Consider the following 12,268-nt stretch of genomic DNA (forward strand, 5'->3'; position numbering starts at 1 on the left):
GAGGTCTATTTTTTGGTTATATCCATTTTTATTATTAAAATCTTAAAGACTACGATTCCTTCCTGCTTTTCCAAAAAATCTTTATTCGAAAGCCATTAAACTTGCCTTCCTTATGTTCTAAAGACTGGACGAAGAAGCCTAAGACACATAACTCAGCTGCTAATCCCAGCGATAGCCCTATCGCCCCAATCGCCCCATTCCACTCTGCTGCAAAATTCACACCGATGATTAATGCAATTAATGTAACGACAAAATTGGCAGATTGAGAAATAATCGTTACTCTTGTTTGCTTATATACCATCAGTAATCCGTTAAAGAAATCAACAAACGGAAACACTAGCGCCATTAACATTGTTACTTGGAGCACTTGTAAACTTGCATCCAATAGTCTCCCTTTCACACCCATCACATGCTCAAGAAATATCCCTCCGAGCGGGGTAAAGGATAATATCCCCACCATTATAAAAGGGAAAAAACCAACCACAAGCAAAAACCTTTTTACAAGGGCGTTATTGTCACCATAGAAATTGATAACAATTTGATGGATATAGGTAAAGAAACTCAAAATCAATTGTGTAACGCTCATGGCAATGGCGTAACTCGCTATGGCAAGCTCAATATTTTCTGTTTTACCTAAAGAAATATTTATGGCAGGGCCAATCATAACAACAATGATAGAAGAAAACATAAGCGGGCTATAGAACTTAAAAATACTGCGCTTTGACTCTATTTTTTGATCGTGTATCTCAGGCATTTTTCGAATTAGTTTCTTAGCTTCCATGAAACTGATGATATATTCAATGATCATCCCTAATAAAAAGATAATGGCACCCGTTTTACCGGTTATTTGACCACTATGAATAAAATATAGTGACAACAAATACATCGCACAAAGCCTAATTACCATACCTATCGTTAACCATTTCGTCTGCCGGTTATATATAATAACCCCCTGAGCTAAGCAGCGAAGTGCAGAAAATATGGTAACGAAAATTAGGACTTGGTAAATACTTTTAATATCGTCCACCATATTCACTTTAGCTCCAAAGATTTTGGCAAAAATAAAATCTCCTGCCGGTGTATAGGCAACTGAGATGGCAACAAACATTAAGCTAATGAGGAGATAAAAAGCAAATTGCGACATTAATTTATACGAATCTTTATCTCTTACTAAGGATGAGCAGGTTTGCCGGAGCAGATTTCCCAGCCGTTCTGTAATGACAAACAGACTCATGGCAATTGCATAACTCGCTAAAACAAATTCAGAATTATCCGCCCTTACCAATGTACTGTTGATAATAATATGGGATATCGTAACAAGACTGGCAGATAGTCCTAATGGGATAAAGAAAATAAATAATGTTTTCATGCTGATATTTTCTTCTATTTTTCTCATTCTCTCCAACACCTTTTAGTTAGAATATCTACCTAAATTTATTTCGATACTCTAAATTTATACCAACTAATTATAACTCTTTTGGCATCAGGCGTATACTCGAATTTTTAGAAAAATAAAAAAACACAAGCACTCACTCTTGAATGCCAGTGTTTAAAAAAATATCAATTGTCACTTTCCAATAATGGAATCTTTACCTCTACCCCTAAACGTGTGAGGAGTTTTGCAAGGGTTTCAAGTCCAGATTTAGGATTGATTTTGGTTTCAAGGTAATAGGTGGTTTCCGTTATTTTAGATTGATAGATATGCATTTGGGTAAATGGCCGTTGATCTTTATGAATGGGTTTAAGCGCTACGGCATAACGCTTACCATTATCGGTTGCACCAAGAACAACACCTTCTTCTACTAGTTGATGAAGTGGAAGATGGTGATCTTCAATCCAATTTAATCCTTCTTTCCAAAGCGCAGGTACACTTTCACCACGAATAACCGTGTTGCCTTTTCCTAGCTTTACGTTGATATATAAGGATTCCCATTTTTTGTGACTTGTCTGTTTAGGCTCCTCGGCCTCTGGTACAAAAGCAGACTTTTCGTTTGCCTTTTTCTTCAGCTGTTCAAATAGCTTTTCAACCGTTCCAATACCAACATTTTCGTACTTTGCAAGAATGACCAGTTCCTTTGGAAGCTGCCCGACACTTTCAATCTGATCTTCGTTTAATTGTCTTAATAAGCTCGGAATACCGGAGAATTCTCCTGAGGTAAGCGGCACCTTTGAAAGTTCCTCCGTAACAACGATATGATCTGCTTTATAATAGAAAAACAGTTCCCCTGGTCGTTCGAGTGAAAGGTTCCTTCTAATTTTCTCTTCCTCGATAAAAGTCCTTAACTCCTCAAAAAGCAGTTCATCATTCTTTTCACTATACCGTTTCACATGTTTATGGAGACCCGCTAGATTACTTGGCAGCTCACTCATGATCCTTGCTTGCTGCTCTGCACCTAATCTAATGAGGAAAGTTTCAGATTTCTCAAATCTCTGTGGAAGTAGGAAGGCATCCCGCAGAAAGTATGGTACCTCCAGTTGCCTTCCATTAAACGTTAGTGTGCGAATAGGAGTGAATCCTGGGTTTACCTCTTCACTTATTTTGGAAGGCATTTCAACACTAACCGCTGTTTCCTGAAGTGCGGTCTCAGTGGCAAGTTTTTGGACAGAATTAGCTAGAAGGTCTTCGAGTGATTTCAGTCTAACTTCGAGCTCAGACATATCATATCTTTTTTCCATAATCGGCGATGGGTCTTGATAATCTGGAACCGTAATTTCTACTGGACCATACACCTCTACATACCATTTAACTATTTTGTATAATGCCTCCCACGACAATAGCGCCTCAGAAAAACGGAACATCCTTGAATTATGAGCTGCTTGATTTCCACTTTGCCGAATTAAATGCAGTGCATCTTGTATTTCTTTAAGTAAATAGCCTTTATCACTGAGCATATCAAGTTGATCTTTTAAATTTGCACGAGGGTCAGCAGGTATTTGTTCAACCTGAATAACCTGCTGCAGGATATTTTCTACAAAAATCCTGGCATGCGTCAACATGGTTCTTGGGCTCGAAAAAATACTATTTTCTAATTCCCGTGCAACTAGAGCAAGTTCTTTGGAAATTGGCTCAATAAATTGATAGAAATAGGATTGTTGTTCCATATCTGCTCCTCCGAAAGTTTTTAATAGATTAATTTTATCATATCGAAGGTTCCTGGGAATATAGAAGCAGGTATAACTGCCAAAAAAAGCCGTCTCTAAAGAGACCGGCATAATTTTGTCTTATTAATTAGTAAAAATAGTTGCAATCATTTGGTCATATGACATGTCACTGTTGACTGTATATGAACCTGGCCGTAATGCGTTTTGCAGTCCTCTAGCTTCAATATCCTGAGTGAATTTGAAAGCGTCTGGAATTAATTTTGCTTGAAAAAGGACGTTTGCCACATCGATACTAGTCATCCCATCAGCAACATTAACTACAACTTGGGTTACCGCTTTTTCCTTTTCTTTTGAGTCGTCTGGTTTTATTTCACTACTTTTTGCAGCTTGTAAAATCTTTTCAAGTTCTTCCTTGGTTTGTACAACATAACCGTCAGATTCAAGTTTATCCTTCATCTGTGCCGCCGTTAGTTGACCTTTTTCGGAAGATTTTGCTGATACTTTTTGTGAGGCAGTGTCATCGGTGAAGTAAACGATCCCACAGATGGTTGTAGCTATAAGGATTCCTGCTGCAAAGCTGCTTATCAAGTTAATTCGCATTAGCAACAAGTCCCCCTTCATCTCTTAATTTTAAATAAGGGGCTAACAGCTGCTCAATTTTCGTTTCTGGTACTTCTTTTTTCTCAGCGATGCTTTCAATTGAGTAGTTACGTCTATATAAGTCTATGATTTCTCGCATAAAAAGCTTTTCTTCTGCAGAAAGTTGAATTCCAGCTTCTTTTATGACCACTTCTATATCAAGCTCGATATCGCGGATTGAATCTTGAATGCTATTGATTTCTTTCATTAGGGATACATGTACTAAATCAATTTGCTTTTTTTCTACTTTAGAGTCACGATATGACTTAAATAAAGAATATCCAAGTAATACTGCAGAGAGCAGAAACAATCCAAATAAAGTCCATTCCATCAAAATATTACCTCCTTGTTTTTAATAGAACCAACACAAGAATCTATTATACATCCAAAATAAATAAATTTCGATTTTATTCTACAAAATACATCAAAAGTCCGAGGAATTTGTCAAAAAGCAGGTAATTGTTCTTGTCCATAACCTATATGTCTTTGGTAATGGAGTATATTTTTACGAAAAAAAACCGCTTCACGATTGTGAAGACGGCTTTATCCAAAAACTTTCCTTGCTTTACAGAGAGTTTGCATCCATTCCCATTTGGCTCCATTCTTCTCGTGATGGTCCATACACGCCTGGGACCTTCAATCCAGCTTGGCGCATAAGGACAGTCATCTGTCCACGGTGATGGATGATATGCTTGTTGAGCATATTAAGCATTACCGCTCTTGGAAGGTCCATTCCAAATACACTTTTCGTTTCCATTAGGGATGGGTCTGTCCACTGTTCACTAATAGCTGCACTAGTTTCTGCACTAACTCTGCGGAACGTTTCGGCTATTCCCCTTGCTGAGGTTGGAAGGTCAGCTTCATTTAATGAACTTTTTACTGTAACACCAAACTCCATTAACATTCCCGGTGTACTCGCAACAATATGCCAGGCAATTTCACCTAACGTACGATCTTCCGGAGAAACTCTTTGTTGAAGTGATTCATCTGTTAAGGTATCCAATACCTTTTGGGTAGAAACGGCTTCTTGATTCCATTCGTTGATAAAATGAGAGACTGCTGTATACATTTGATTTCCTCCAATACCAATTGTTTTTGACTACACTAGCATCTTACTCCATTTCCAAACATAATACAAAATATCCCATTTGTTTTTTTAAAATTTATTTTAATTCCCAAAGGTACAGCTCCATGATAGAATCATATCGTTGTCAATCTATCGAGATACATAAATAAGCGGTGGTGTATTGTGAAAGAATCTGTACTTATTCAAAATAAAAATCGAATCAAACTAAATGTAAATTTTCTAAAAAAAGACTTGGTTTTTACCATCTCATTTTTCCTTGCTATGGCGAGTTGTTTTTTCCAATCTCCAAAGATAGAGTATCTTAATTTCCCGGTTTTGATTAGTTTACTTAACTTAATGATCGTGATTAAAGCTTTTGAGGAACTAAAAGTTTTAGACAAATTTGCGATTTCGATCTTAAATAAATGCAATAATAGTAAAGCCGTTTCAGCCATTCTTATCCTGTTATGTTTTTTCAGCTCAATGTTAGTTACAAATGATGTAGCGCTACTAACCTTCGTACCCCTGACTCTTGTAATTAGCAGGAAAACGGGAATGCCCATGATGGAAACGATCATCCTTCAAACCATAGCGGCAAATATCGGAAGCAGTCTGACGCCAATGGGCAATCCACAAAATTTGTTTATTTATTCTTATTACGGAATAACTGCCCTGCCTTTCTTTGCGACAGTACTTATTATTGCTATCCTTGGTATCATTTCCTTATATATCTTCATTAAAAGACTGGATAGGAAAGAACTGAGCGTGGAGATTCCAGAGAGTAATGTTAACTACCCGAAAACAACCATAATATGGGGAATCGTTCTAATCGTTATCATTGCCTCCATTTTTGGAGTCATTTCCTACAAAGCTGCTTTTATTGTTACATTGATAACTGCAGTGATCTTGAATCGACCACTTTTATTTAAAATAGATTATTTGCTGCTGTTAACCTTTATCTGTTTTTTTATTTTTGTAGGAAATATATCCAACACTAGTGTCATCCATTCACTGGCAAATGCTAGTTTAAAAGACTCTGAATCCGTTTATTTCCATTCTATTCTTTTAAGCCAGTTTATTAGTAATGTCCCTGCTTCCATTCTATTGGCAGAATTCACATCTAATTGGAAACCATTACTATTGGGTGTAAATATCGGAGGACTAGGAACCATTATTGCTTCAATGGCAAGTGTAATTTCTTATAAATTGTATATTCAATCGAATCCATCCGAAGGTAAAAAATATTTACTTAAGTTTAGCTTATATAACTTTTCCTTTTTAGCCTTTTTAACACTGATTCCATATCTTATCTTTAAAATCCTAAAAATATTCTAATTAGAAAATGAAACAAATCTGCTCAAGAAACACAGCAGTTTGTTTCATTTTTTCTTATGTATTTGTAAATATTTACATAATTTGTTTCGTTTAAAAGATTCTCTTTGGTGCATAGTAAAATTATCCCCTAAAAAAAGTTCCGAGGAGTAACAATATGAAAACTAAATGGAAAATGATTATTCTGTCGACTTTCCTCTCAATTGGATTATTAACTGCCTGTAACGTTGATAAAAGAGAATCATTAAATCAGGAAAATGATGTAAACTTCCGTCCTGTACAATATAAACGGAAAACCAACGTAAATGAAAGTAATAATGATTATAAAAACCAGGAAGACAGACGCTTCCTTCAAGAGCGAATAGATGATGAAATGTAATGAGTCTAGGGTAATTATTATTTCTGTATATGGGTAAAAATAAGGCAGAGAATCATTTATTAAATGTTCTTCTCTGCCATTTTTGTATCAATCATAGTTTAATTGTTGATAGTAATTACCTTTATAACCATTGCTGGAATACTAATAATGATTTCACTTCAGGTGGATTTTGGGATATTACCAATCGGCGCAGTACACCATATAGTGGGTTTCGAAGTTGAAGTTTTTGAGGAGATTTTCAAGAATGGTTTTGGTCCGGTCGACTTCCCAGTAATAATAATTATCGTAAGAAGTACTTCCGAAAAATGGGCCTGTTCTTGTGGGTAATTCATTATGCGGTGTTTTTCTTTTCATTACATTTACACATGAATTATATAATTCTTGCAGGTTTTCTTTTGACACTTCATAGGAACACATATCGTCATTACCATTTTGTACGTTCTCCACAAACCAATGATGAATTTGATTTGCTTTTCGCCATACAGCAACTTCAGTTCGAAGACTCCGCCATGAAAAACCTAATTCTTCAAAGTGTTTAATATAAACTTTTATCTTGTCGTACAACTTGCCCTTTTCTTCTTCCAGCTCACTCAGATGGATATCAGCACAACGAATTTCAGCCAAATTCATGCCATCAATTTTTGGAAAAGAATATAAATGCATATCAAGTCCCATTATGAACCTCCTAAAAAATAGATTCTTAAATACAAGAGTTTTAGAAGAAACTATGTGTACATTTGGTAATCACCTCCTAAAAGATGGGCAAAAATGTTATTAGATGGATAAACCGATAGGGAAAGATCTCGAATTAAGTCGAAGGAACTCAATATGAAGAAATTAGAGGAGTAGATGAAGAGTAATAAATAATAAAAGAAGTATAGCATTATAAGACTAGGACGCATACATAATTAGTAAATATCCACAAAACTGTAACACCTTTAAGAAAAGCTTTTCATTAAAGCGAAGGGAGTGAATAATAAAAACAACTGTCCGCCTCAGGCGGACAGTGTCCACGAACGGTGACAGGCACCCAATTATTCAGTTCCCAGCGTTACTCCGAGTTTCTTCAAGTATTTCCGGTAAGCTATGCTCATACGGTCGCATTTCAATGATAGTTCTACCTGCAAATCAAGCGGCAGGAGCTCTGGCTTTTGGTTTTCAACGATTGGTTTGTCCTGCGCAAAAATCATATCTTGAAATTCAATTGTTTCTTGATCAGTTGTACCCGTTTCATAGTTAAAAGACATGATACCATAAGCAATCGACTTTCCTTCGGTAACAGGAAGAATGGTTAGTAAAATACTCATCTTATTGTCGGTATCCGGGTCTCTTTTGGTAAAACGGACGGTTAATGGCCGTACGATTTCATAGGTGTAGTAAACATTTTTGGCAACGCCAGTACCATCGGGGTCTGGCTGATAAATAGCAATTTCATCTGAGAAGATTCTATCTCCATCAATATTAACATCATAATCGCCAATTTCAGGATGTTCAGGAACCCCAAGAAATCCTTCGTGTATAAAGGAAAGATGACCTACATCAAGAAAGTTTTCTACAATTCTTGGAGGGTTGGCGTTCACTTCCTGAGGTCCCCATTGGATATTACGATAATTTTGATCACTATATTCTGGATATGGAAGAAATTCAGGATTGTTGTTTTCAAGATTTATCCAAACAAATCCATACTCTTCTCTGCATGTATATTTAATCGCTCTAGCTTTTAGTGGAATAGATTTCCCTTTAGGAAGCTGTGGAATTTTTGTACAAGTACCTTCATCATTATATTCCCAGCCATGATATGGACATACAAGATTGCCATCTCTCACGCAGCCTAGAGATAGTGCTGCTCCTCGATGGATACATAAATCCTTAAAGGCATGAATGCCTTGTTCATTTCGGAATAAAACAACTCTTTCCCCCATCATCACTACTTGTTTGGGTTCTTCTTTAACATCTTCTATTTTACATACCACGATCCAATCACTTCGAAGAACCGTATCATTTATTTGCATTTTTACATCTCCCCCTAAGAATCTGTGTATCTATATTCTATTAAGAATATATTTTATAGTCAACACGAAAAGACGAACATTATTTTATGTTCATCAAAAAATATTCGTAATTTTATATTTACAATATTAAAACTCCCTCTTATAATACAAATAGAGTTTTTATTACCCGCGCAGGAATAAACAACCATATCGCCATTTATACTATATTTTACATGTGTTTCTATTTTATTTTTTACATATTTTAATAATAAAGGAGAATGGTTCCGGTGACACAAAATAAGCAAAACCCGAACATTACAGTTGAGATAGATGAAAAGATAAGTGTAGGAAAGGCACTTCTGCTTGGTATGCAGCATGTACTTGCGATGGATTTATATATCGCTCCAATCATTATCGCGGGTTTACTATCATTAGATTCTATGAATACTACTTTCTTCATTCAAATGTGTTTCCTAGCAGCGGGTATTGCAACCCTAATTCAAACCATTGGCGGACTACGTTTACCCGTTGTACAAGGTCCTTCTTACGTTCCTATCGGTGCTCTTGCAGCAATTGGAGGAAAGCTTGGAATGGGAGCCGTTTTTGGAAGCTTACTGCCTGGTGCTTTACTAATTGCTATCCTAGGGTATCCTTTAAAGTGGTTTGCGAAAGCTGTTAAAAAGATCATCCCGCCTATAGTCGGTGGAACAGTCATCGTGATAGTAGGAATTTCACTCATGCCTTCTGCCTTTAATAGCATTTATTCTGCTCCGGGTCATGTAGGTCATAACGTAATCATTGCCTTTGTTTCCGCTGCTGTACTAGTTATTTGTATTCTTTTAGGGCGTAAACAAAAAGGGTATGGAACCTTTTTCCGACTTATTTCGGTTATTCTAGCAATTGTCGCAGGTACCATTACCGCTTCATTATTTGGAAGTGTCGATTTCTCGACTGTAAAAGAAGCAGAATGGTTTTCACTTCCTAGCTTTTTCCCATTTGGAAAGCCTGTTTTTGATTTACAAGCTATTCTCACTATGGTCTTTATCTATTTAATTATCTTAATCGAAACAACTGGTACTTGGTTTGTTGTATCCACAGTAACCGGCAGTGAATTAGACGAGAAAAGATTGAACAGAGCATCTCTTGGTGAAGGAATTGGGTGTTTCGTGGGGTCGCTTTTCGGTGGAACGCCAATGACAGGGTATTCTTCTAATGCAGGTATTATCGCAATTACAGGTGTCGCTAGCAGAATGGCTATTATTAGTGCAGGGGTCATTTTGATTGCACTAGGATTACTTCCAAAATTATCAGCTGTGATCACATGTGTACCTGAACCAGTCATCCAAGGAATTTTCGGAGTTGTCTGTGTGGCGATTGTCATGAACGGGATGAAAGTAATTCAGCATGTAGACATCGATGATCGTAATATGATGGTGATCGGTGTTCCGATTCTATTAACTATCGGTACAATTGTTCTTCCAAAAGAAATTCTTTACAGTGTTCCCGACTTTGCAAATTATATCTTATCTTCTGGAACAGCTGTTGGAGCACTGGCTGTAGTTATACTAAATCTCGTCATTCCTCAAGAACGAAAATCAGTGGCAGCTGTAAAACAAAAATCACTTACACAGTGAATGCACACAAAATGCTTGGATTTTTCGAAATCCAAGCATTTTTATTATTCTATCTTATTCTTCCACCTTTTGGGTGTAATATTGATAGCCAAGATATTGATAATTTTGCCTCTTATACATTTCCTTAGGCGTGTCCTGACCATCGGCTACTAGAATGACAGTCTTATCATGGAAGGTATCCATCACAAATTTTTGGATTCCGCTTCCGATTCCTTTCTTTTGAAAGGCTTCGTCCACACCTAAATTATCTATTTCGGCAGTATTCTTCGTGATGATTACATCCACTGCACCAGCTGGCGTACCTTTATAGAGAGCTAGAAGCTGCAGGATTGCAGGATCTTCAAAAATACGTTTATTTAGCTCTACCTTCTGATCCGCAAAATTCCTGCCAAATATGATATCCTGTTGATACTGCAAAGCAAGAAAATCCCTTAGGTTTTTTTCAGTTACTATTTGAACCTTAATGTCAGGGTTATCCTTTACATCTGGAAATTGATGGGGTTCAATCGCATATAATTCAAGAAAGCCAATATCATAATTTTCCTGATTTAAGAACTTCACTAACTCAGCTGGAATTTTTTCATTGGCCGGAAATTTAAACTTCACATGTTTTTGACCATGCTTCCGATGAAATTCTCTTAAATAACGTTCTGCCTCCTTTAAATCTTCTAATTTAGGAAAAGTTTTAAACTCAATATAATTACTATCATAACGTGATAACATTTCCGGAAAGTGGTAATGGTTGTATAAGTCATTCTCAGCAGTGATATGACTGTGAATGAAAATATTATCAAATGTAATTTGCATTAATAAGACCCCTTTTTTGCCTGAAGTAATTTCTATAAATTTTTTATCATTTGAATGAGGCGCATCAAATCTGTTTTGGATACGGACATCTTTAAGACACCGCTTTCTTGATAGTCAATAATTGCTTGTAGTGAAAGAATAGTTGGCGGGGCGAGTTTTATTTCTTTGTTCTGAAATGCAACTAGTGCATCTTCCGGCTTCATCCAGACTGCTCCATCAATTTCCTTTTGATCTGGCACGGGGTGTTGTCCTATTGGAAGTTTTGCTAAAAAGAAACAGGTATCAAAACGGATTGGGCTTTCCTCCGGTGTGATAATTTGACCGAAATAGGTTAAACATTGAGGCTCGAAATAAAGATTTTCTTGTTCTAACACTGTAATAAAAGGCAATTCACCTTCTATAAGGTCTTTTCGATAATCTTCTAACTTTTCAATAGGCAATCGAACTGGCGAACCGTCTCTTTTATTCCCCAACAATATCCCAACTTCTTCAAATAATTCTCTTGCTGCGGCAATATAATATGAAAGACTAATAGAAAGCTGAGACTTATCGCTGTTCACATAATCATTTTCTACCATTTCATCATGTTTTTCTACTGATCCTCCGGGAAAAACGTGAAATCCACCCATAAATTTCATTGTAGCTGGCCGTTTTGTTAAATACACTCTAGATGAATCGTCCATTAATACAACGGTTGAAGCCGGTTTTGGTATTACAGCCATCTTGTTCCACCCCCAATTTTTTAAAAAGCACTCCGATCAATCTTGCCTTTTCCAATATTCAGATATAAACACTTCAATCATTTCATTTAAACTCGCTTTGTTTTGCTTTTTTAACCATTCTACCTGATTGATAGGTAAATTTAATTTAAGGCTTATGTTCTCATTAGGCATTTCTACTTTTCTAATTTCTTCTAACGTGACTCCCTCTTCTGCATTTGGAAACCAAGAACTACTCTCATCTACCATATCAAGATCTCCGTAATCATCTATTGTATGGAGATCACAATATAAATTAAGCTGCGGCAATCCTCCTGATAGGGTTTTCACATGCATAATGGAATCAATCAGCCTGCCATTTTCTAATTCTATTTCCATAATTAGATTCTGCTCTTTCTTATATTTTCGCTCTGTCACTTCACTTACAATCAAATCCAATTCAAGCGTGTAGCCCGACTGTGATGCAAAGATATAAATCGCGCTATTAAAAATATGTATATTCTCTCCATCAATTTTCACAGATTTTACAATAGCCATAAACCATTCCTCCAAAAACAATAACAATCATAATCTAATTCTATACCAAAATTGGAGACTTG

General features: G+C 36.3%; 13 protein-coding genes. 3 read left to right on the forward strand and 10 right to left on the reverse strand.

Annotated features, from left to right (window positions below; genetic code table 11):
• Positions 1–49: 49 nt before the first annotated feature.
• The 5 genes from SFC47_RS13425 to SFC47_RS13445 form a co-directional block, all read right to left on the reverse strand.
• On the reverse strand, positions 50–1,396 hold the full coding sequence (locus SFC47_RS13425; protein WP_411254795.1) for a multi antimicrobial extrusion protein MatE: 1,347 nt from the start codon (positions 1,394–1,396) through the stop codon (positions 50–52).
• A 164-nt stretch (positions 1,397–1,560) separates the two neighbouring features.
• On the reverse strand, positions 1,561–3,102 hold the full coding sequence (locus tag SFC47_RS13430) for a DUF4145 domain-containing protein (RefSeq protein ID WP_411254796.1): 1,542 nt from the start codon (positions 3,100–3,102) through the stop codon (positions 1,561–1,563).
• A 123-nt stretch (positions 3,103–3,225) separates the two neighbouring features.
• Positions 3,226–3,702, reverse strand: a complete 477-nt coding sequence (locus tag SFC47_RS13435) for an aminodeoxychorismate lyase (RefSeq protein ID WP_411254797.1) — start codon at positions 3,700–3,702, stop codon at positions 3,226–3,228.
• Positions 3,692–4,072, reverse strand: coding sequence for a hypothetical protein (locus tag SFC47_RS13440; RefSeq protein ID WP_411254983.1), 381 nt, complete (start codon positions 4,070–4,072; stop codon positions 3,692–3,694). Before SFC47_RS13440 ends, SFC47_RS13435 begins: the two co-directional genes overlap by 11 nt.
• Before the next feature lie 234 nt (positions 4,073–4,306).
• Positions 4,307–4,810, reverse strand: coding sequence for a DinB family protein (locus tag SFC47_RS13445; RefSeq protein ID WP_411254798.1), 504 nt, complete (start codon positions 4,808–4,810; stop codon positions 4,307–4,309).
• A 180-nt stretch (positions 4,811–4,990) separates the two neighbouring features.
• Between SFC47_RS13445 and SFC47_RS13450 the strand changes: the two genes are divergently transcribed.
• Positions 4,991–6,142, forward strand: coding sequence for an SLC13 family permease (locus tag SFC47_RS13450; RefSeq protein ID WP_411254799.1), 1,152 nt, complete (start codon positions 4,991–4,993; stop codon positions 6,140–6,142).
• Positions 6,143–6,296: 154 nt separating this feature from the next.
• On the forward strand, positions 6,297–6,518 hold the full coding sequence (locus SFC47_RS13455) for a hypothetical protein (protein WP_411254800.1): 222 nt from the start codon (positions 6,297–6,299) through the stop codon (positions 6,516–6,518).
• Positions 6,519–6,695: 177 nt separating this feature from the next.
• On the opposite strand, the gene SFC47_RS13460 is transcribed toward SFC47_RS13455, so the two are convergent.
• Both SFC47_RS13460 and SFC47_RS13465 read right to left on the reverse strand, forming a co-directional pair.
• Complete coding sequence (locus SFC47_RS13460) at positions 6,696–7,193, reverse strand: beta/alpha barrel domain-containing protein (RefSeq protein ID WP_411254801.1); 498 nt, start codon at positions 7,191–7,193, stop codon at positions 6,696–6,698.
• Between the two features lie 359 nt (positions 7,194–7,552).
• Positions 7,553–8,530, reverse strand: coding sequence for an aromatic ring-hydroxylating dioxygenase subunit alpha (locus SFC47_RS13465; RefSeq protein WP_411254802.1), 978 nt, complete (start codon positions 8,528–8,530; stop codon positions 7,553–7,555).
• Positions 8,531–8,796: 266 nt separating this feature from the next.
• Here SFC47_RS13465 and SFC47_RS13470 point away from each other — a divergent pair, with 266 nt between their 5' ends.
• A complete protein-coding gene (locus SFC47_RS13470) occupies positions 8,797–10,143 on the forward strand; it encodes a uracil-xanthine permease family protein (protein WP_411254803.1) in 1,347 nt (448 codons plus the stop codon).
• Positions 10,144–10,197: 54 nt separating this feature from the next.
• Here SFC47_RS13470 and SFC47_RS13475 read toward each other — a convergent pair whose 3' ends face one another.
• Genes SFC47_RS13475 through SFC47_RS13485 form a run of 3 tightly spaced genes read right to left on the reverse strand, consistent with a single transcriptional unit; the run spans position 10,198 to position 12,206 of the window.
• Positions 10,198–10,950 carry a GNAT family N-acetyltransferase gene (locus SFC47_RS13475; RefSeq protein ID WP_411254804.1) on the reverse strand — a complete coding sequence of 251 codons (753 nt, stop codon included), beginning with the start codon at positions 10,948–10,950 and terminating at the stop codon, positions 10,198–10,200.
• A gap of 32 nt (positions 10,951–10,982) precedes the next feature.
• Positions 10,983–11,672 carry an NUDIX hydrolase gene (locus tag SFC47_RS13480; protein WP_411254805.1) on the reverse strand — a complete coding sequence of 230 codons (690 nt, stop codon included), beginning with the start codon at positions 11,670–11,672 and terminating at the stop codon, positions 10,983–10,985.
• Positions 11,673–11,708: 36 nt separating this feature from the next.
• On the reverse strand, positions 11,709–12,206 hold the full coding sequence (locus tag SFC47_RS13485; protein WP_411254806.1) for a hypothetical protein: 498 nt from the start codon (positions 12,204–12,206) through the stop codon (positions 11,709–11,711).
• Positions 12,207–12,268: the final 62 nt, after the last annotated feature.

This window comes from Neobacillus niacini (genome assembly GCF_046591715.1).
GTDB classification, from domain to species: Bacteria; Bacillota; Bacilli; order Bacillales; family Cytobacillaceae; genus Neobacillus; species Neobacillus niacini_L.